The sequence below is a fragment of the Corynebacterium sp. DNF00584 genome, from assembly GCF_001552965.1.
In the GTDB taxonomy this organism is placed as follows: domain Bacteria; phylum Actinomycetota; class Actinomycetes; order Mycobacteriales; family Mycobacteriaceae; genus Corynebacterium; species Corynebacterium phoceense.
Map to the genome: position 1 here is coordinate 142,091 of NZ_KQ959728.1, position 20,511 is coordinate 162,601.

Here is a 20,511-nt window from a genome sequence, read left to right on the forward strand (position 1 = left end):
TTTTACTTCTCCACAATCTCGAAGCGGACGCGGGCCCCCGGCGGGAGCTGGGCCGCGATATCAATGTCTTCTTCTAGTACCGTCGCCACGACGGGGTAGCCGCCGGTGACGGCGTGGTCGCGCAGGAAGACCACGGGCTTGCCGTTAGGCGGAATCTGGACAGAGCCCGCGACCATGCCCTCGGAGGGCAGCTCCTCGTGGCGGTTGCGCTCGAGGGTGACCTCGGAGTCGAGGCGCAGACCCACGCGGTTGGAATCCGGCGTGACGGTCCATTCGGTCTCCGTGAAGGCGTGCACGGCGTCGGCCGGGAACCAGTCGTCGCGCGGGCCGAGCACGCAGCGCAGACGGCCGACGGTGCGGCCGCTTTCCTCGGTGACGCGCAGCGGGTTGGCGAGCTGCGCGTCCGTCATGGCCGTCGAGCGCGGCAACACGCCGATGACGTCGCCCTTGTGGACGGGGTCTGGGCCGAGGCCGGAGAGGATGTCAGTGGCGGATGAGCCGAGCTCGGCGTCGGCGACGATGCCGCCGCGAACCGCGACGTAGGAGCGTAGGCCCAGCGTCGCATTGTCGATGGTGAGCGTCTGGCCCGCTGTGACGAGCACGGGGCGGGCGAGGTGAACCGGCATGGTGCCCAGCTTGACGCGGGCGACGGCGCCGGTGACGCACACGACGGTATCGGTGAGCGCACGCACCGTGAGCCCGCCAATGTTTTCGAGCACCGTCGCACCGCGGGGGTTGCCCACCGCAATATTGGCCGTCGCTGCGGCTGCGCGGTCCGCCGCACCCGAGGGCGTGACCCCCAGGTTGCCGCGCCCCGGGCGGCCGAGGTCCTGGTACAAGGTGAGCAGGCCAGCCTCGACGACCTCGAGGCGCGGCAGGCGCGCCGGGGCGCCGGCGTGGCGCGACGTATCCGGCAGCAACTCCGGAAGCTGCGACACCGCGCGGTAGCGCACGCGGTCGCCGGGCTGGACGAGTGCGGGCGGCTGCGCTTGGGACTGCCACATGGGCGTCGTGGTGGTGCCGAGTAGCTGCCAGCCGCCGGGGGAGACGCGCGGGTAGACGGCCGAGAAGTCGCCCGCGATGCCCACTGCGCCCGCCGGGACGGCGGTGCGGGGCGTGGCGCGACGGGGCATCGCCAGGCTGCGGCCCGGGTCGGCCGGCGCGCAGTAGGTAAAGCCCGGCGCAAAGCCGCCGAACGCGGCGGTCCACTCGGTCGACGTGTGCCATTCGATGAGCTCGTCCGGGGTCATTCCCGCGAGTTGGGCGGCCTCCTCGAGGTCCTCGCCGTCGTACAGAACGTCGATTTCCACAGTGCGCGGCTCGGCGGCGGCGCGGCTGGCGGGCTCGAAGCTGGGGAGGAAACGCGCGGCCTCGGCGGCGGCGTTGGGGGTTTCAAAGGTGAGCAGGAGCGTGGTCGCGGCGGCGATGCAGTCGACCTGGTCGCGCAGCGGCTCGGACTCGAGTGCACCATGCCACGTCATGACCTGGTCCAAGCCGTCTAAGTCGATGAGCAGCGCGCGCGTACCCACGGGATGGATACGCATTAGATGAAGCTCCGCACGTCGATGCCCTTGTCCTTCAGCGTCGCGACAACGTTGCGCAGCATGTCGACTGCGCCCTGCGAGTCGCCGTGGGTACAGATGGACTGCGCGTCGACGTCGAGGCGCGTGCCGTCGTAGGCGGTAACCGAGCCGGTCTCTGCGACCTGGAGCACGCGCGCCGTGACCTCCTCGGGGGTCTCGAGCACCGCGTAGTCCAACGTGCGGGAGACGAGCGTGCCGTCCGGGTTGTAGTTGCGGTCCGCGAAGGCCTCGCGGATGACGGTCAGGCCATTCTTCTCCGCGATGTCCACGGCCACGCCGCCGGGCAGAAGCATGAGCGGGATATCGCCGAAGGCCTTGACGCCGTCCACAACGGCCTTGGCCTGCGCCTCGTGGTGGACGATCGCGTTGTACATCGCTCCGTGCGGCTTGACGTAAGCGACCTTCGTGCCAGCCGCGCGGGCCAGGGCGTCGAGCGCGCCAATCTGGTAGGTGACCTCGTCCGCAAGCTCCTCCGGCTGGTACTCGATAAAGCGGCGGCCAAAGCCAGCCATATCGTTGTAGCCCACGTGCGCGCCGATGACGACGTCGCGCTCGGCGGCCGCGCGGACGGTCTGCGCGATGGAGTGGGCATCGCCCGCATGGAAGCCGGTGGCGACGTTGGCCGAGGAGACCATCTCCAGCATCGCCGCGTCGTCCGCGACGGGGTTGCCTGCGGTGGTCTCTCCGAGGTCGGCGTTGAGGTCAATGCGCAGCGCGCTCATGTGGGGCCGGTCCTTTCTACTGTGACGCCCTGAGGTCCCGGGCGGGATTGTTGAACAATATGTTGTGTAGTGTAGCCCGCGTCACCCCATATTGTGAAGGCCGTTACGCTCTGCACTCCCGCATGACTACCCCCACTCGCGACATCATGATCTACGTTCAGCACATATAAGCCCCGGATCCATGGACGCAGAGGCCGCTCATATGTCCTAGAGGTAGATCGTCGCGCGGTGTCCAAAGACATCGCTGACTTCGACCTGCGCGCCGGGGCCCTCCACGGGTGCGACGGGTCCCGAATAGATCTCCGTGCCATCCGCAGTACTTACCGTCCACGTGGCCGCGAGCGCCAGCGGCTCCGCTTCATGAATCTCCGCTAGTTTCCGTGCGTTCTCCTCGTCAAGGCCCAACGCCGCCGCGACCGCGGAAACGTCGCGATACGCAAAGTCGACCAGAGCCAAGCGCCCATCGAGGACGCGAACCTGCGCGTCAATGACCTGGGCTTCCGCGGCGTCGACAAGAGCGCGTATCGGTACGCCTAACCGCGCGCGCATGACGCTCACCGCCGCCGCGCCCACATCACCCGTGATAAACCGTCGGCCGGTGCGCTGCGCCACCGCGGCCGTCGTGCCCGAACCGCCAAAGAAGTCAGCGACGAGCCCACCGGGCGGGCACGCAGCCTCGATGAGCCGGGCGAGTAGCTTCTCCGGCTTTTGGGTGTCGTAACCCAAACGTTCCGCGGCATTGCCTTTGATAATCGAGATGTCGTAAAAGACGTCGTCCTGCACTTTGAACTCCGAAGTGAAGTCGAAGAGCACGTCTTCATCGACCAGTTCGCGTCCGAGTTCCTTCACTCGTTTGCGCGCGCGGCCCGCGATGAGCCGATCCGTGCTCTCCTTGACGTCGCCCCAGTAGAGCTTGTCTCCGCGCAGCCGTCGCGCGTAACGCTTCTTGTATTCGCTTTCCGCGCCCTTGACCGGCTGGAAGTAATAGCGGTGCGGGTCGCTTGCATAGAAGTAAATCGTGTCATGGTTCTGCGGAAAGCGGCGCGTAGTCCGACTCATTTTGCCGTAGCGCCACACCAGCTCATTGATGAAGCATTCGCGCCCGAATATCTCGTCGAGCAGCACGCGCACATAATGGCCCACGTGCCAGTCGAGGTGCACCATGATGGAGCCGGACTCCGCGAGGAGCTCGCGCATGAGGATAAGCCGCGGCGCAAGCATCCCCAGATAGGCCGCTGTGCTGGCATCCGTAGCGCTCAGCTTTCCGATGCCGCCGTGCCCCCACGAGTCCTTATACGCCGGCCGCGTGATCTCGACGGCGCGTCCATCGGAGAGAGGCACCGTAACCGTTGCCGCGTACTCCGCGCGGGAGTCGAAGGGTGGATCGATGTAGATGAGGTCGACCGTGCCCGCCGCACCTCCGGCGAGAAGCCCCGCGAGGGCCTGCAGATTGTCGCCGTGCAGGATGGTGCCCTCGGCGTCCGTGAGTGGCGCGGCCGCGGCCTTCGCCTGCTCAGCCTCTTCGCGTGCGGCGGTGAGGATGCCGGGCAGGGCGGCGAGCAAGGAAGTGGGCATGGCAGAAATATACCTTGTAAGTTCGGTGGAAAACTGAGGGATTAGCGAGCTGTGCTGGAAGAAGCAGCGGCAGTTAGACGCAGCCAGGCACGCTGCAGGCTGGGACAGTGCTGGCGGGCGGCGTCAATATCCCAGTGATCACGGCCAAATTCGGTGAGGTGATCAGCAAACAGCGGACCCATCCGCACCTGTGTTCCCAGCGTCGATACGAACTCTTCTTTGAGCTCACGTGGAGCATATTCGTGGACGAGAGAGAGCAGAGTGCGTTTGGCATGTACTAGCGCCTCAGGTTCCCGTGGAATGGCGCGACGCGGAATGGAGAAATACTCGCTTATACCGTCCGCATCTCCAAGAAGCCAAGCTTCGGTCATTGTGCACGCCACCCGATAGAAAAAAGAGGGCACTGTTGGGGTGGAAAGGCGTGCTCGTAGCTCAACGGGACAAGCTCCATCGCTGTCGCGCAGCACTAACCAGCCTGTTGAGGGATCGAGCTCAGCTGCACGGGTATACCCCGGTGTATGTTTATCAAGCTGCGCGTATCCACGTTTGACGAAAGAGTGTGCCGGTTGATGTCCTGTTGCTTTGAGAAGTGCTAGGACAGCGCCTTTATCGGAATTACCTTCAACGACATAGTTGATGAGCATGGTTGTCCATTTCAACTGGCGACGCTGATGAGCCCATCGAGGCCATGGGGATTGATGAGAGCGTCAACGACATCAGAGAGCGGAAGGCCAGCCGCCAGCTCGGCATGGACCGACTCGATTTCGGAGAGGAGGGTGCCTGTTGTTCCCTCGCGTCCGACACGCAGAGCGAGAACTTCTGCGGGGTCGACGCCTTCGTCATCGAGCAGATCAGGGGAGTGCGTCGACATTGCTATCTGCATTGACTTTCCGCGCTGGGCGCGCGCGAAGAGTGTGGGAAGCACACGCACGATTCCAGAGTTGAGCGACAGCTCAGGTTCCTCAAGCAAGAGCAAGCCGGACGACGAGGATTTAGAAATCACCGCCCACAGTAAACCGATGAGCCTGAGCGTTCCGTCCGAAAACTCCGTTTCTTGTTGATGCGCGGCCTCTTTGCGCCAGTGCCGGTACCCGGCTACGAGGTGCGGATTGCCGGATCTATCGACCTGTAGCTTGAGTGATTCGAATTCAGGAACGGCCGCAGTGAGCGCGGCCTGAATGCGGCCAAGCCACGCGTTTCGTGTTTGTTCCGGAACGGAATTGATCTCAGCCAAGAACCCGCGTCCAAAGGCGTCGCTGGTTGAAGCACCGTGAGCGGTCTCGCGCAAGGCTTGGGGAGAAAGATGAAAGTACTCGATTGAAGAAAAGAAGTCTGCCAGCTGTCTGAAAGACTTATTGGCGGCAATCTGTTCTAGGTGAGTCTGGGTGAGCAGCTCTGGATCGTCCATGTCGTCGGAATTAGGGCGAAGGAGAAGTTCGTTCTTATCTTTGTATACAGCCTCCTCAGCGACGAGTGGTCGGTGTAAACCGTTCTTTTCCTGGTGCAGGCTGAGTCGGTATATCCAGTCATGCGAGTCGTCTTGAAGGTGTAGCTCGAAGGTGACTTGGCCACGGTTGAAATTCCGTGCGTTGAGGTTGCGCACGTTTTTCATACCGCCTCGCGTGTCGAGGGCAGATGTCATGCCGCCGCCGCGGCGCGCGATTTCTCCAATAAAACGCAGCGCATCGAGAAAATTAGATTTTCCCGAGGCATTCGCGCCCACGACGAAAAGGCGGTTGTGAATGTCGACGTTGAGCTCTCGGAAATTCCGCCAATTCTTGAGGGAAACGCGTGTCAATTTCATGCTGGTAAGTCTATCGGAGACACATGGGCTGCACAGCGCAGCGAAGCAATAGGGTTCGTGCGGCTTCTGGCTTCGCAAAGGTGCAGAGTATTCCGTCATGGTGGTGTTGCCTGTGCGGACTCGACGGAGGCGCATGAGGATGGGTATTCGGCGAGCGTGTGCAGCGTGATCCTGTGCAAAGTTTGTTGCGTGACGTCTAGCTCTTCGCAGTACTAGGAACTAGCAGCTCATCCGTGGGCAAACATATGAAAATAAATTTCGCCGATCTTCTACCTATCGATCGCTAGGTAGATTATGATTCCTGTTCATACACGTTGCGCACTGCTTTCCCGCGTTTTGGGAGAGAAATGTTCATCGTGGGGTGCCGGGCGGGTCGTGCCCAGCATCGTCTCTCTCTATCGGGTTTCCGGGTACAGCCCCGGACAAGGACAAGGTGGCTTCTATGTCGAATGAAGTGAGGACTCGCTCCGAGCGAGACACATTTAATACGCGCCTGGTGTTTCTCATGGCCGCGATTGGCTCTGCCGTTGGCCTGGGGAATATCTGGCGCTTCCCCTACGTCGCGTACGAAAACGGCGGTGGCGCGTTCCTTGTTCCATATATCGTGGCGCTGCTGACCGCGGGTATCCCGATTCTGTGGTTTGACCTCGCCCTCGGCCACCGCTTCCGTGGCTCGACGCCGCTGGCTTTCCGCCGCATGTCGCCCAAGGCGGAGTGGACTGGCTGGTTCAAGGTGGGCGTGAACTTCTTTATCGCCATCTACTACGCTGCCATCGTCGCGTGGGCGGCCATCTACACGGTGAAGTCCTTCAACCAGGGCTGGGGCGATAAGCCGGACGAGTACTTTATGGGTGATTTCCTCCAGGCGGACACCTCCGTGAATTACTCGGCGCAATTCGTCTGGCCGATTCTGCTCGTCATGGTCCTCGTCTGGATTATCTGCATCGTGGCTCTTGCGACGGATATCAACAACGGCATCGGCAAGCTCACCTCCATCTTCCTGCCGGTCCTCGCCGTCATGTTCATCGTCCTCGTGGTGCGCGCACTCTTCCTCGATGGGGCCGTGGACGGTCTCAATGCCTTCTTCACACCGAACTGGTCGGTGCTCACTGACCCGTCCGTGTGGATCGCCGCATACGGTCAGATCTTCTTCTCGCTGTCCATCGGCTTCGGCATCATGATTACCTACGCGTCCTACCTCAAGCCGCGAACCAACATTACGAACACGGGCTTGGTCACGGCCTTCGCGAACTCCTCCTTCGAGGTTCTCGCCGGCATCGGCGTCTTCGCGACGTTGGGCTACATGGCCGCCCAGCAGGGCGTGGGCGTGGACGAAGTTGTCTCTTCCGGCATCGGCTTGGCGTTCATCGCGTTCCCGACGATCATCAATTCCATGCCGTTGGGCGGACTCTTTGGCTTCCTCTTCTTTGGGTCTTTGTTCCTGGCCGGCGTGACCTCGATGATCTCCATCATGGAGGTTGTCTTCGCTGGCGTCGCTGATAAGTTCAGCATCCCGCGAAAGAAGGCTGCTCTCTACGCCGGCACTGTCATGGCCATCGTCTCGTGTCTGCTCTTTTCCACGCAGTCTGGCCTCGTCACCCTCGACGTCATGGATAAGTTCACCAATAACCTGGGCATCGTCTTTGGCTGCGTCTGCGCGCTCATCATGGTGGGCTGGGTGCTCGGTCGCCGCACCGAGATTGCGCAGCACATCAACGCCGTGTCCGCGCTGCGCGTCGGGCTGGTGTGGGAGTTCCTCACCTTCGTGGCTACTCCGCTGCTGCTCGTCTACTTCCTTGTCACTGAGATTATGAGCCTCATCAAGGAGCCGTACGGCGATTACATGCAGTCCCAAATTGGTCTCTACGGCTGGGCGGTCATGGCGATCATCTTCGCGATTGCCATCGTGGGCCCGCTGCTCACGTTCCGCGGTTCCCAGCACCTCGACGGTCTCGAGACCTCGGACTACGGCGTTCCAGCCAAGGGTCGACCGAAGGGCACTCCCAATCCGCTGGCCAACCCGACCGCCCACAACTAAAAGAAAGGACGCACCATCATGAACACGAGCGCCATCATCTTGATGATTCTTTTCATCGTCGTCATCTGGGGCGGGTTGCTGCTCTCCATTGTGTGGCTCAACCGCACGAAGGACGAGGAGACTGGCGAACTCGGCACCGCGCCGGGCACTGATGACGAGACGCTGTCGCACCGCACGCACGAGGCCGTGGCTTAAAAGCCGTCTCCCAGCGTGACAAGGAGGGGAAGTCCCATGCGGGCTTGCCCTCCTTGAGTGTTTAGCGATGCGTCTGTATGAGCAGATAGTCCTGGAAGTAGGGGAGTACAAAACGGAGCGCGCCATAGCGAGCGGGCGTGATGAGTTCTTTGTCGATGAGCCCGCGACGCACCATGGAGAGCGCCTTCGTGGTCTTTCCCTGTCGTTGAGCGATGGCGGCGATGGGGATTGCTCCACGTTGGTCAGCGTCGCACTGGGCCATCGCGGAGAGAAACTCGTGCTCGCGGTCGGTAGTGGTTTTCAGCGCAATGGCGTGGACCTGATTGCCCATGTGCTGGACGATTTCAGGAGCGAGCTCGGTGACATGCTTGTCAGTCATGACCGTGGTGCCGGCGATGGATGCCTTGGTCCACGCTAGGGCGCCGACGAGCTGGATGAGGTAAGGGTACCCATGTACGAGCTCAACGGCGCGGGAAAGCGCTGATTCGGTGAAGCGCCTGCCTCCTGATTCTGCTGTTTCGGTGAGGACACGGGCGACTACCTCGTCGGTCAGTGGGGCCAGCTCGAGACGATGTGCGCGGCGCATGAACGTCGTGCCGGGGTGTTTCAATAAAGCATCGATACCAAAGGTGAGTCCAGCAGAGGCAAAGGCGATATCGGCATCATCGCGGACAAGATCCTGGACTGCCGTTGCGAGCTCGCTGAGCTGGTTAACATCGACAGCCTGAATCTCGTCGAGAGTCAGGAGGATACCGGCCTCATGCGCGTGTGCCGCACGTGCCAGGGCACGAAGGCGTGAGATGAGCGTGGGGAGCGGGGTATCCGCAGGCGGAGGTGCATCGACCTTGATGGAGCCGATGCCAGCGACCGAGACGCCGGAGATACGGCGACCGTCGCGCGGCGCGTAATCGAGTGCCGCGAGCGCTTCGGGGATAGCGGAGTCGCGGAGGTGCTCCACCATGTGGGCATCGGGATAGGCACGGAGGACTATCCATCCCATGGAACGGGCTGTGTCTTCGAACTCGTTGAGCAGAACAGTTTTCCCAATGCCGCGCGCGCCGCTGATGAGGACAACACGTTGCATGCTGCCTACGCCGCCATAGAGTCCATAGAGGAAGGAATTAACTTCGAAATCACGACCACCGAGCTTGAGGGGTGACGCCCCAAAGCTCGGTCGGAAGGGGTTGTTATCGGGGATCATCGCGGCGTGTTCTTTCTCGGTGGTAGAGGACGAGGTTCTTCATAGATTTTAGAACTTTTAGAAATTGGTCGCGCCTTTAGAATTTTTAGAACTCGCGATTCTCTTTAGAACTCACTGATCCTGTAGAGACAACTGTGATCCGGGGTGGCAGCTAGCAGCCGTCCGGGCCGCAGGCCGCTCCGGAGTCGATGCCGCCGATGACGTTGAGCGCCGCGGGCTGCTTGTGGGTTTCGTCCCAGACCTGGTTGAGGGCCTGGACGAAGAGCTCGACCGGCTGGGCACCGTTGACTGCCCACTTGTTTTCAATAAGGAAGAAAGGCACGCCGGTGATGCTCAGCTGGTGGGCGTGGTCCTCGTCGGCGCGCACGGCGTCGGCGTAGGCGTCGGAGTCGAGGACCTCAGTGACGCGTTGCGCGGGCAGGCCGAGTTCCGTGGCGATGGCGTGGAGCACCTCCGGGTCGGAGATATCCAATCCGTCCGTGAAGTAGGCGGTGATGAAGGCCTCTTCGACGGCGGCGGGCGAGGGGGCGGGGGCATCGGCAGGCTGGGCAGCGAAGTAGTCCCACGCGGCGTGCATGAGGCGGTGTGCGGCGAAGGTATTGCCGGGCTTGGCGACCTCCCAGTTGAAGGTGAGGCCGACGGCCTCGGCGCGGCGAGCGATGTCGAGCTGGGCGGCCTCGGCCTGCTCGCGGGTGGAGCCGTATTTACTCGCCACCATGTCCACGACGTTGCAGCCGGAATATGGGGCGGCGTTCGGATCGAGCTCGAAGCTATGCCAATGGATGTCGACCTCGTCCGCGTGTTCAAAGCGCTCGAGTGCTAGCTCAAGGTGGCGCTTGCCAATGATGCAAAACGGGCAGATGATGTCGGACCAGATGTCGATGCGCATGAAGTTACTCTTTAATTTCGGTATTAAATGACACCTAGTCAGACGCCCCGGGCCCCGCGAGTATTCCCGCAGCAGGTTAGCTCACAGCGACGGGCAGCTGCGAGGTGTAATCCGCCTCGGTCGCTGCGGCGACGTCGGCCTCAGTGACGCCGGGGGCGAGCTCCGTGAGCACGAGGCCATCTGGAGTCACCTCGAAGACGCAGAGGTTGGTGACAATCTTGGTGAGCACGCCCTTGGCAGTGAGCGGCAGTTCGCAGACCTTGCGGATGCGGGACTCGCCGCCGGGCGCGGTGTGGTCCATAATCGCGATGACCTGCTGGGCGCCCTTGACCAAGTCCATGGCGCCGCCCATGCCCTTCATCTTCTTGCCTGGGATGCCCCAGTTTGCGATGTCGCCGGTCTGGGAGACCTCGAAGGCGCCGAGGACTGCGGTGTTTACATGGCCGCCGCGAATCATGGCGAAGCTGGTCGAGGAGTCGAAGACGGAGCCGCCCGGCAGGATGGTGACGCACTCCTTGCCGGCGTTGATGAGGTCCGCGTCAATGTCTTCTTCATACGGGTACGGACCAGTGTTGAGGATGCCGTTCTCGGACTGGAGAGTGACCTTGATGCCCTCCGGAATGTAATTGGAGACCGCCGTGGGCATGCCAATACCAAGGTTGACGTACTCACCATCGCTAAGCTCCTGCGCCGCGCGCTCCGCGATCTGGAGACGGGACCAGCCCTTCTCCGGGGTGTGTGGGTCCTCGGGGCGGCCGCCGCCCTCGCCACGCGTGCGGAAAGTCGGGCGCTCGATGTATTTGTCCTCGGCCTGCTGCGGGGTGAGTTCTAGAATGCGGTCGACGAAGATGCCGGGCACGTCGATCTCGTTGGGGTCGAGCTCGCCCGCCTCGACGAGGTTTTCCACCTCGACGACGGTGACGCGGCCGCACATCGCGGCGTCCGCATTGAAGTTGCCCGCCGTCTTACGAAAGACGAGGTTGCCCTCTGTGTCCGCCTTCCACGCGCGCAGGAGCGAGAAATCCGTGACGAGGGATTCCTCGAGCACGTAGGTCTTCGTGACGCCATTGCGGGTGAACTCGCGCGTTTCCATGGGCTCCGATTCCTTCACGAGCGTGCCGTCCGGCGCGTAGCGCACCGGCAGGCCGCCGTCCGCACGCGCCGTGTCGACACCCGTCGCGGTGTAAAACGCCGGAATTCCCGCGCCGCCCGCGCGCATCTTCTCCGCGAGTGTCCCCTGGGGGATGAGGTCGACCTCGAGCTCGCCAGCGAAGAACTGACGCTCGAATTCCTTGTTGAAGCCGATGAAGGAGCCACCAAACTTAGCTACCTGCTTGGCGTTAAAGAGCAGCGCCAGGCCCAGGTGCTTGTCGTCGATCTGCGTACCCGGGTTATTGGAGTAGACCTCGAGGTCGGTGACGCCGGTGTCGACGATGCCCTCCAAGAGGACAAGGGGGTTGCCGCAGATGCCGAAGTCTCCCACGGCCATGCTCATGCCGGATTCCAGGCCGTCGAGTGCCGAAGAGAGGTCGGATACAACTTTGTTGGTGGACATGGGGGATGCTCCTTGTGCTCTGAATTCAACCGCGAAATGCGAATGACTATTCGCGTGTTGCCTGCCAAGGGTAGTGGTAGTCCGGTGTGGCGTCAAGCACAATTTTTCAGAAAATGTGACCTGAATCTAGGGGGTTTCCAGCTGGCGCAGGGCAAACTGGGCGTACATCTCGCCCAGCTGCTCTGGTGAATACGCGCCTTCTGGCGAGTACCAATTGGCTACGCCGAGACCCATGTCGATGAGCGCCCAGCAAGCAATTTTTACGTCGGGTGCGCTGAAGATTCCCTCCGTCACGCCCTCGTTGACCACGGTCATCCAGCGCGCGACATAATCGCGCCGGGCTTGGAGAACGATGGAATGGCTCGGTTCTTCGAGGGATGAAATGTGCGCAGTGAGCACGCGCACGCGCATGGCCTGCGTGGTGTGATAAACGATGTGCGTGCGCATGGTTTCCGCGAGTCGCTCGCGCGGCCCCGTGATGCCGGCGAGGGCTGCGGCGTTGGCGCGCAGCATGTCCTCCATTGCGGTGATTGAGATGTCCGCGAGGACTTCCTGTTTGGAGTGGAAGTGGTTATACAGGCTCGAGGCGCGCATGCCCACCGCCTTCGCGATGTCTTCCATGCCGGTGGCGTGGTAGCCGCGCTCATCGAAGAGGGCGAGAGCTGCGGCGGAGATCTGGTCGCGGCGTTTCTGATTGGCCATGGCGCGGGCTGCCTTTCTGGATGGGGAAATGGGTCGAGTGCTTGACAGGACGTGTTATGCTCGTCACAATAGCAAACTAATAATCATTCGTACGCGAGCGTGCCGGGAGGCGTCATGTCACACAACCTGTTTGAGTCTACAACCGATTTCCTGGGCGTCTTCGACGGCATCACTGCTGCCGATGCCGCCACATGGTCCCGCGCCGCCTCCTTCCGCGACGCCTGCCTCCCCGTCATCAACGAGCACTGGCAGAAGGCGGAGTACCCGCTCGACCTCGTGCGCCTGCTGGGTGAGAAGGACGTCATGACGGACGGTCTCGAGGTCGACGGTCATGCGCATATGTCCTCGTTAGGAGCAGGTTTGGCGCTTATGGAAGTCACGCGCATCGACGCGTCGATGGGCACTGTCATCGCCGTCCAGGCGGGCCTGGCCATGCGCTCGATTGCGATGCTCGGCTCTGACGAGCAGAAGAAAAAGTACCTATCTGACATGGCTGACTGCTCGCTGCTCGGCTCCTTTGCGCTCACAGAACCGAATCACGGCTCGGATTCCATCGCCTTGGAGACGACCGCCGTACGTGACGGTGATGAGTTCATCCTCAACGGCGAGAAGAAGTGGATCGGCAACGGCGCCTCCGGCGGCATCACCATCGTCTACGCTCGCCTCGAGTCCGGCGACGTCTCCGGCTTCATCGTTCCGCAGGACACCCCGGGTTATTCCGCGACCGTCATCGAGAACAAGCTCTCGCTGCGCGCCATCCACCAGGCGCACATCACGCTCACGGACTGCCGCGTGCCGGCGGCGAATCAGCTGCCCAACGCAAAGAGCTTCAAAGACACCGCACGCGTGCTCATGGCGACGCGCATTGGCGTGGCATGGATGGCTCTGGGGTCGGCCGTCGCCTGCTACGAAATTGCACGCGAGTACGTTCTCGAGCGCCAGCAATTCGGCCGCGAGCTCGCCAAGGCACAGATTATCCAGCAGCGCCTGGCGAACATGGCGCTTGATCTCAGCCAGATGATGCTCATGTGCCGCGAGGCCTCCACTCGCGAGGAGGAGGGCACGCTCGCGCCGGAGCAGGCGTCCATGGCCAAGCTCCACAACACCCGCGCCGCGCGCCGCATTGCTGCCGATGCCCGCGACATGCTCGGCGGCGTGGGCATCCTGCTCGATAATCACATTGCTCGCCACTTCGCCGATATCGAGGCGATGCACACCTATGAGGGCACGGACACCGTCCAGTCGCTCATCATGGGCAAGAAGATCACGGGCTTCTCGGCGTACAAGTAGTTAGTCTTCTTCCAACTCGGGGTCTTCGGCGCGAGCCTGCTCGAAGACCTCATTCGCTGCGCGCAGGTTGATGACGCCGATGACAAGTCCCACCACGATGTCCGGCCACGCGCTGAACCAGAACATCGTGACGACGCCGGCGGCCAGAATGAGCAGGTTGGCCGCCACGTCATTGCGTGCGGCGAGCCACGCGCCGCGGGTGAGCGCGTTGCCCGCGTTACGCAGCTGCGCGAGCAGCAGCGCGCAGACAAGATTGATGATCATGGCGCCCACGGCCGTCGCCGACAGGGTGAGGGCTTCCGGCGGCTCGTGCGTCACCATCTTCCAGATGGCCATGCCGATCGCCGAGCATGCCGGAATAAGAATGAGTCCGGCCAGCACGTAGCTGGCCTTGCGGCGGCTCGCGAGCGACCATCCCAGCGCCGTGACGACGAGAATATTGATGAGGAAATCCTCGAGGAAGTCCGCCGCGTCCGCGAACAGCGAGGCCGAGCCAATGGCCGCGGCGATGCCCGCCTCGACGAGACAGCCCGCGAGGTTGAGCAGCGCCACCGTGAGGACGATGGTCCGGGCGCGTGATGAGAGCGTGGACGCAGAGATTTCGGGAGAGTCAGACACGCCGATAGTCTAACGAGTCGGCCCCACCGAAAATAGCCACAACGTCCGAATAAGACCGTGGATCTCAAAATTTTGAGGCCTTATTCGGGCGTTGTGGCTATCGGTGCCGCCGAGCAGGCGGACCCCGCCCTTAGTTGCGCAGCGGTGTGCGCGTGCGCGCCATGTGCGCGGAGCGTTCCACGTTGGCGGGCCAGAGCAGGACGGGGACATCGAGCTCGACCTCACGGTCGCTGAATTCTGAGTAGGAGAGCGCGGCCGCGCCGTTCGCGTCGCCGGCGGCCTCCTGCTCGTCGAGCGAGCCCGCGGTGTAGACCTTCGCGAGCTGGGCCACGATGGCGTGGTCATTGTCCGTCGTGTCCTCGAGTGGCCAGGCGGCGTCGAGCGGCGGCTGGCCGGAGTAGAGCGGTAGCGAGACGTCCGTGCGGGGCGTGTACCCCTCAGCCAATGCGGCGGCTTCCTCGATGGCGCGGGCAAGAACGTGGTCAGGGGACATGAGGATGACGTCGCTCTCGCGCACGGCGTCCACGTCACGGGCGAAATAGGCGTTCGGCGCGGGAGTCGCGGAGGTAATGAAGTCGAAGGCGCGCTGGTGCGCATCGGCGTGGCCAGCCTCCAGGTTGTGCTCGAGCATGGCGATGGAGCCGCCCCAGCCGGGGTAGAGACCCACGTTGCGTTCCGGGAAGCCAACCTTGGTATCGGCATGAATGACGAGGCGGTCGCAGGCCAGCGCCAGCTCGCAGCCGCCGCCCAAGGCCACGCCACGCACCGCGCCCACGATGGGCACGGGCGCGAAACGCAGGGCGCGCATGGTCTCGGAGCCGTCGCGGATGAGACCTCGTACGCGTTCGGCATCCCCGGATGCCGCGGCCTCGGCGATGGTAGGCAGATCAGCGCCGGCGCTGAACGCACGCGCCTCGTCGTTGCCGATCACGAGTGCGTCGATATCCTCTGCCTCGGCCGCGTGCTCCACGCAGGCGCGGAGGAATGCAAGCCCTGCCGTGGGCAGGGAGTTGAGTGGCGTGTGGAGGTCGATGATGCCGATCCCGCGTCCCTCGGCATTGACGTGGTGCAAGGTCCCGGCCTCGTGCTCGAGCACTGCCGTGGCGCCTGCCGCGCGGAGCCCCGCGAGCGTCACCACGCCGGGGCGCTCCGGCAGCTCGACGGGATTGCCCGTCGAGGAGAGCACCTGGCCTGCAGCTGGGTAGAAGCCTTCCGATGCCGCCTCCACCAGCGCGGGCACTCCGCCTTCCGACGCGGCGAGAGCCGCGACGAGCCACTCGTGACCGACGGCATCGGCCAGCTCGAAGATGCCCTTCTTCCAACCGAAGCCGAGCTTGAGGCCGTCGTCGATAAGCCCCACGTGGTCCGCGATATCCGGGGCAACCTCGCAGCCGTAGCGCAGCGTCGCGAGGAAGAGATCGCGCGCGAACCGGCCGCCGGGGGAGTCGGTGTCCATGACCTCGCGCGGGTCTTTGAGACCCACGACAGGATCGTCCGGCTGCAGGCGCGGGCCATATGAGTAGTCTTCGCGCACCGACTCGTCGCGACCGCGGTAGAAACCGCCCTCGCCGGTGCGTCCGGTGAGCCCGCGCTCGACGAGGCCTGCGATGAATTCGTCGCGGCCCAGCGGCACGTCGAAGATGCGGTCGCCCTGGGGGAGCGCAGCTTCGAGGCTGCCCCAGATGGGAGCGACGAGCTGGAGGCCGATGTAGTCGAGCAAGCCAAAGACTCCGGTGCGGGGGATGCCGAACGCGCGGCCAAAGGCGGCATCGGCAAGCTCGTAGCTCACGCCGTGCTCGCGGGCAGTGAACACGCCGGCGGCCAGCCAGTAGCAGCCCACGCGGTTGGCGATAAAGCCCGGGGTGTCGCGGCAGTCGAGGGCAACCTTGCCCAGCTGCTGCTCGATGGCCAGGCGCAGCGTCGCGGCCGTGTCGTCGTTATTGGCGACGAGCTCGACCAGCCGCATGATCTTGGGCGGATTAAAAAAGTGCGTGATCGCGAACGTGTTTTTCCGCGTGATGCCTTCGAGAAGTCGTGCCAGCGGCAGCGTCGAGGTATTTGACGTGAGCAGGGCGCCGTCTTTGAGGTGCGGCTCGACCTGCGCGTAGAGGTCGTGCTTGGCGTCTAAGTCTTCAAAGATGGCCTCGATGACCCAGTCCCGGTCCTCGAGGAGCTGGAGGTCCTCGCCCGTGACGGCTGGGCGAATATTCTCCACGTGCGACGGGTGATAAAAGCCCTTGCGTTTTACCTGGATGTCAATGCCCTTCTGTGCGCCCTCGCGCGTGATGTCGAAGAGTAGGACGTCGATTCCGGCGGAGGCCAACAGTGCGGCAATGCCTGCACCCATGGAGCCTGCGCCAAAGACGGCGGCTTTCTGGATAGTCATTTAGTTGACCTCCTCATTCTCGATGATGATGGCGATGCCCTGGCCGCCGCCGATGCACATGGTGACCAGGCCGTAGCGCTTGCCCTCGCGGCGCAGCGCGTAGAGCATCTTCGTGGTGAGGATGGCGCCCGTGGCGCCGACGGGGTGGCCGTGGGCGATGGCGCCGCCGTAGATATTCGTTTTGGCGGGGTCAAAACCCAGCTGGTCTTGGACCGCGAGCGCCTGGGCGGCAAAGGCCTCGTTGGACTCGATGAGATCAATGTCGTCGAGGCTGAGCCCTGCCTTCTCCAGGGCCTTCGGCACGGCCGCGACAGGGCCCAGCCCCATGCGCGTGGGATCGACGCCGCCGATGCCCCAGCTTACGAGCTTGCCGAAGGAGGTCAGGCCGCGCTTCTCGAGCTCCTCGCCCGTGGTGAGCACGACCGCGGCGGCGCCGTCGTTGATGCCCGAGGCGTTGCCAGCGGTGACGGTGCCGTCCTTCTGGAAGGCGGGTTTGAGCCCAGCGAGCGCCTCCGGGGTGGTCTCACGGATGTGCTCGTCCTGGTCGAAGGTGCCTTTCTTTGTCTCGATGGGCACGATTTCCTCGGTATGAAGTCCCGCGTCGCGCGCGGCGGCCGCACGGCGCTGCGACTCGGCCGCGAACTCGTCCTGGCGCTCGCGGGTGACGCCATGGTCAGAGGCGACGTTTTCGGCCGTGACGCCCATGTGTCCGGTGCCGAACGGGCAGCTGAGTGCTCCCGTGAGCCAGTCATAGAGCTTGCCTTCGCCCATGCGTTTGCCAAAGCGGGCGCCCTCGACGGAGTAGGGCGCGTTCGACATGGACTCGACGCCGCCCGCGAGTGCGACCGTGGCGTCCCCGTCGCGCAGCTGCTGCGCCGCGGAGATGATGGCTTGGACGCCGGAACCGCAGAGTCGATTGACGTTCATCGCAATCGAGGAGTCCTCCATGCCCGCGCCGAGCGCAATCTTGCGGGAGATGTACAAGTCGCTGGGGATGATGGGCAGGACGTTGGCGATGACGGAGGAATCGATTTCTGTGGCGGCAATCCCCGAACGCTCAATCGCAGCCTTTGCTGCCGTCACGCCGAGCTCTTCCAAGCTGAAACGCGCCAGCGAGCCGCCGAATTTGCCAATGGGTAAGCGTGCGGCGGAGACGAAATGGATGTCGGTCATGGTGGTCAATCCTCCCGTTTAGCGAATGACTATTAGTTTTGTGGGGTAGCCTACGTCACAATGCGTGCGTGTGCAATGATTCGGCGGTGTGGGGCTGAAAATCCCGTTGGCTCCAACAGAAAAGCCCGTCCGGAGCCGGGCTGCGTGCTGTTGCGAGGAGATTATCCGACGAAGCCAACGAGGAGCATGGTGGCCGCGAGTGGGATACCTGCGGCGATGAGTGTGGCTGTGGTGTATCCGAGAATGTCGCGGATCTTCAGGCCGGCGACCGCAAGGATGGGCAGCGCCCAGAACGGTTGGATCATATTTGTCCATTGGTCGCCGTATGCGATGGCCATGATGACGACGGCGGGGTCGGCGCCCATGGACTGGGCGGCGTCGAGGAGGATGGGGCCTTGGACGGCGAGTTGGCCACCACCTGAGGGGACGAAGAAGTTGACAATGCCAGCGGAGAGGAAGCCGAGAACACCGATGGTCTCTGGATTTGCGACGGCGACAATGGAATCGGACAGCAGCGTGGCCAGGCCGGTGCCGGTCATAATGCCCATGATGCCGGCGTAGAGCGGAAACTGGATGAGGATTTCGCCAACATTCGAGGCGGCGTCAGCGGTGAGTTCTATGAGCTCGTGGACATTGCGCACGAATAGGAAGATGAGCGCCAGGAAGAGCCAGTTGACGATGTCGAGCGTTGTGCTGCCGCCGTGAGCGAAATGTACGACGAGGTATGCGACGAGGGCGAGTCCGGTGAGGAGGGTGGGGATGCGGCTGCTGTCGATGCGGTCCGCGAAGGTACGCCCGGGTGCTGCATGTCGATCGGCTTCGGCGAGGGCTTCGACGTGCGATTCATCAATGACGTGGGAAGGATCGATGCGGCGGGGCGCAATGATGAAGAGCATGGTAGCGACGCAGGCGACCGTTAATGCAATGCCGAGAAGATTCCACCATGAAAAGAGGGTCTCGCCGAGGGAGATCGTATGGTCGAGTTGCTGAGCGATGAAGGAGTCCTCCGTAGCGGCGGTAAGTTGCGCGGAGCCGGAGTAGCCCATATGCCAAATGACCATCGCCGAGTACGCGGAGGCGATGAGCATGGGGAAGCTGATGGCTGTTCCACGTCGATGAAATTCAACAGCAATGCGCTTGGCGAGGAGGGCTCCGAGGATGAGGCCCAGACCCCAGGAAAAGAGCATGGCGGCGACGCCAATAAAGAATACGAAGAGATACGCCTGCAGCGCGGTTTTGGGCACGGATGCGAGGCGTTTGAGTACTCGGCTCACGGCGTGTGTGCCTGCGAGAATTGACCCGAGGAGAAGGACGAGCGCCATTTGGGTCATGAAGGAGAGCAGCCCTGAGAGACCGTCGCCCCATGACTGGACGACGGTGGTCGGCCCAGAATCGGTGAAGATGAGAGCGAGGAGCGCGACGACGCCGGTGAGAATGATGGCAAACGTCAGGGACGACGGCGTGAATTCTTCAACGACGCGATTGATGGGTTTCATTGCCCGAGCGAAAGGGGCCTCTCGCTTCTCTGCTGCGTCGGGAGCTGTGATGGTAGCCATGGTCGTGACCTTTCATGCGAAGGGATAGTTAAGCGAATCGCAATTAGTTTGGCACGTAGTCTAGGTCACAATTGGGGATATGGCTAAGGAAGGGGAAACAAAAGTCTTTCGTGTGAAGTGTGTCAATGGCCGGCGCGGCACGAAGGAAGCGGCATCAGCGCGGTGTTGTGCGTGGATGAGCGGCGGGGCAGGCCTGCCGATGCAAAAGTTGTGAAAATTAGGCGGAGGGTGCGGGAATGGCGGCGGCGATGGTCTCGGCGACGGCGAGGTCTTCCCACGGCATGCCGGTGAACTTAAAAACGATGGGGGAGTCGCGGTGGAGCTCGACGTCGCCGCGGACGACCTCGGCGAAGGTATGGAACGCGGATGCGTCGGCGGCACCGTCTGCGATGGCGAGGATGACGTCGCCGCCCTCGCGCAGCGTGGCCTCGTGGTCTTCGACGATGACCTGTGCGGCGGCGATGAGTTCGCTGGGCAGCTCGCGGGCGTCCGGGGTATGAGAGCCGACGGCGACGATGAGGGCATCGGTGCGGACGTCGGCGGCATCGAGGATGGGCTCGGACGCGGTGGTCGTCGTGATGATGAGTTCAGCGCCGGCGGTGGCGGACTGGGCCTCGGCGGACCCGGCAGCGTGCCAGGTGCGTCCGTCACCGGGATCGGTGCGGCTGATAAAAGTCGTGCGGACGGGACGTACGCCCGCGAGGGTGTCACGCAGCGTGGCCGCATGAGCGTCGGCCTGCACGCCGGCGCCGAAAATGACGGCGTCGAGAGGCTGCGAGGAGGCGGTGAGCAGATCAAGAATGCAGGCGACAGACACGGCGGGCGTGCGCAAATTGGTGAGCGTAATCCCGTCGATGAACGCGGAGGGGCTCAACGTCTCGCCGTCGAAGAGCGCGTACGTGCCCTGAATGCGTGGCAGGTCGGGGTTGTAGCCTGCGGGGGCGACGGAAATGAGCTTGATGCCGAATGCCGTGGACGAGGTAGACGGCATGAGGAGAAACTCGCCGTTGGCCGTGGGTAACGCTGAGCGCGCGTGGTCGTTGGCCGGGTCGAATCCCTCGCGCAGGACACGGCGCAGCGTGTCGACGGCGTCGCGTGGGCGGACGTGGGCCGCGATGGTCTCGGCGTCGATGATGCGCGGCGTGGTTGGGGGCGTTGTCTGGGGAGTCACGGTCTCTCCTCTGATTGTGATGGGCGGTCGCGGAAATGTGGCCGCCACTGTAC

General features: G+C 63.1%; 17 protein-coding genes. 3 read left to right on the top strand and 14 right to left on the bottom strand.

Annotation, left to right across the window (positions count from 1 at the left end; translation table 11 throughout):
- Positions 1–2: 2 nt before the first annotated feature.
- The 5 genes from HMPREF0307_RS01080 to HMPREF0307_RS01095 all read right to left on the bottom strand — a co-directional run bounded on the left by HMPREF0307_RS01080 (position 3) and on the right by HMPREF0307_RS01095 (position 5,684).
- Positions 3–1,544, bottom strand: a complete 1,542-nt coding sequence (locus tag HMPREF0307_RS01080) for a 5-oxoprolinase subunit B/C family protein (RefSeq protein WP_066485267.1) — start codon at positions 1,542–1,544, stop codon at positions 3–5.
- Entirely contained in the window at positions 1,544–2,305 is a 762-nt protein-coding gene (locus tag HMPREF0307_RS01085) for a LamB/YcsF family protein (protein ID WP_066485269.1), read from the bottom strand. The genes HMPREF0307_RS01080 and HMPREF0307_RS01085 overlap by 1 nt, the downstream gene beginning before the upstream one ends.
- Before the next feature lie 207 nt (positions 2,306–2,512).
- Positions 2,513–3,880, bottom strand: coding sequence for a DNA methyltransferase (locus HMPREF0307_RS01090; protein ID WP_066485271.1), 1,368 nt, complete (start codon positions 3,878–3,880; stop codon positions 2,513–2,515).
- Positions 3,881–3,921: 41 nt separating this feature from the next.
- Positions 3,922–4,524 carry a hypothetical protein gene (locus tag HMPREF0307_RS12790; RefSeq protein WP_156435891.1) on the bottom strand — a complete coding sequence of 201 codons (603 nt, stop codon included), beginning with the start codon at positions 4,522–4,524 and terminating at the stop codon, positions 3,922–3,924.
- An 11-nt stretch (positions 4,525–4,535) separates the two neighbouring features.
- Positions 4,536–5,684, bottom strand: coding sequence for an AAA family ATPase (locus HMPREF0307_RS01095; RefSeq protein ID WP_066485273.1), 1,149 nt, complete (start codon positions 5,682–5,684; stop codon positions 4,536–4,538).
- 442 nt (positions 5,685–6,126) lie between these two features.
- Here HMPREF0307_RS01095 and HMPREF0307_RS01100 point away from each other — a divergent pair, with 442 nt between their 5' ends.
- Positions 6,127–7,722 (top strand): sodium-dependent transporter, encoded by a 1,596-nt coding sequence (locus tag HMPREF0307_RS01100; protein WP_181734573.1) that lies wholly within the window; start codon positions 6,127–6,129, stop codon positions 7,720–7,722.
- Positions 7,723–7,740: 18 nt separating this feature from the next.
- The gene (metS, locus tag HMPREF0307_RS12430; protein WP_082723162.1) at positions 7,741–7,917 is read left to right on the top strand and encodes a methionine/alanine import NSS transporter subunit MetS; all 177 of its coding nucleotides are present in this window, start codon (positions 7,741–7,743) and stop codon (positions 7,915–7,917) included.
- Positions 7,918–7,978: 61 nt separating this feature from the next.
- On the opposite strand, the gene HMPREF0307_RS01105 is transcribed toward metS, so the two are convergent.
- The 4 genes from HMPREF0307_RS01105 to HMPREF0307_RS01120 all read right to left on the bottom strand — a co-directional run bounded on the left by HMPREF0307_RS01105 (position 7,979) and on the right by HMPREF0307_RS01120 (position 12,264).
- The gene (locus HMPREF0307_RS01105; RefSeq protein WP_066485286.1) at positions 7,979–9,118 is read right to left on the bottom strand and encodes an ATP-binding protein; all 1,140 of its coding nucleotides are present in this window, start codon (positions 9,116–9,118) and stop codon (positions 7,979–7,981) included.
- 151 nt (positions 9,119–9,269) lie between these two features.
- Positions 9,270–10,007 (bottom strand): DsbA family oxidoreductase, encoded by a 738-nt coding sequence (locus HMPREF0307_RS01110; protein WP_066485288.1) that lies wholly within the window; start codon positions 10,005–10,007, stop codon positions 9,270–9,272.
- Positions 10,008–10,083: 76 nt separating this feature from the next.
- Positions 10,084–11,562 (bottom strand): 3-oxoacid CoA-transferase, encoded by a 1,479-nt coding sequence (locus tag HMPREF0307_RS13410; RefSeq protein WP_066485290.1) that lies wholly within the window; start codon positions 11,560–11,562, stop codon positions 10,084–10,086.
- Positions 11,563–11,688: 126 nt separating this feature from the next.
- Positions 11,689–12,264 (bottom strand): TetR/AcrR family transcriptional regulator, encoded by a 576-nt coding sequence (locus tag HMPREF0307_RS01120; RefSeq protein WP_066485294.1) that lies wholly within the window; start codon positions 12,262–12,264, stop codon positions 11,689–11,691.
- A gap of 114 nt (positions 12,265–12,378) precedes the next feature.
- On the opposite strand from HMPREF0307_RS01120, the gene HMPREF0307_RS01125 reads away from it, so the two are divergent.
- Entirely contained in the window at positions 12,379–13,554 is a 1,176-nt protein-coding gene (locus HMPREF0307_RS01125) for an acyl-CoA dehydrogenase family protein (protein ID WP_066485299.1), read from the top strand.
- Here HMPREF0307_RS01125 and HMPREF0307_RS01130 read toward each other — a convergent pair whose 3' ends face one another.
- The 5 genes from HMPREF0307_RS01130 to HMPREF0307_RS01150 form a co-directional block, all read right to left on the bottom strand.
- The gene (locus tag HMPREF0307_RS01130; protein WP_066485301.1) at positions 13,555–14,172 is read right to left on the bottom strand and encodes a cation efflux transmembrane domain-containing protein; all 618 of its coding nucleotides are present in this window, start codon (positions 14,170–14,172) and stop codon (positions 13,555–13,557) included.
- 130 nt (positions 14,173–14,302) lie between these two features.
- Complete coding sequence (locus tag HMPREF0307_RS01135) at positions 14,303–16,558, bottom strand: 3-hydroxyacyl-CoA dehydrogenase/enoyl-CoA hydratase family protein (RefSeq protein ID WP_066485303.1); 2,256 nt, start codon at positions 16,556–16,558, stop codon at positions 14,303–14,305.
- Positions 16,559–17,731, bottom strand: coding sequence for an acetyl-CoA C-acyltransferase (locus HMPREF0307_RS01140; RefSeq protein WP_066485314.1), 1,173 nt, complete (start codon positions 17,729–17,731; stop codon positions 16,559–16,561).
- Between the two features lie 161 nt (positions 17,732–17,892).
- The gene (locus tag HMPREF0307_RS01145) at positions 17,893–19,227 is read right to left on the bottom strand and encodes a short-chain fatty acid transporter (RefSeq protein WP_197418360.1); all 1,335 of its coding nucleotides are present in this window, start codon (positions 19,225–19,227) and stop codon (positions 17,893–17,895) included.
- Positions 19,228–19,504: 277 nt separating this feature from the next.
- The gene (locus HMPREF0307_RS01150; RefSeq protein WP_066485319.1) at positions 19,505–20,458 is read right to left on the bottom strand and encodes an ornithine cyclodeaminase family protein; all 954 of its coding nucleotides are present in this window, start codon (positions 20,456–20,458) and stop codon (positions 19,505–19,507) included.
- Positions 20,459–20,511 lie beyond the last annotated feature (53 nt).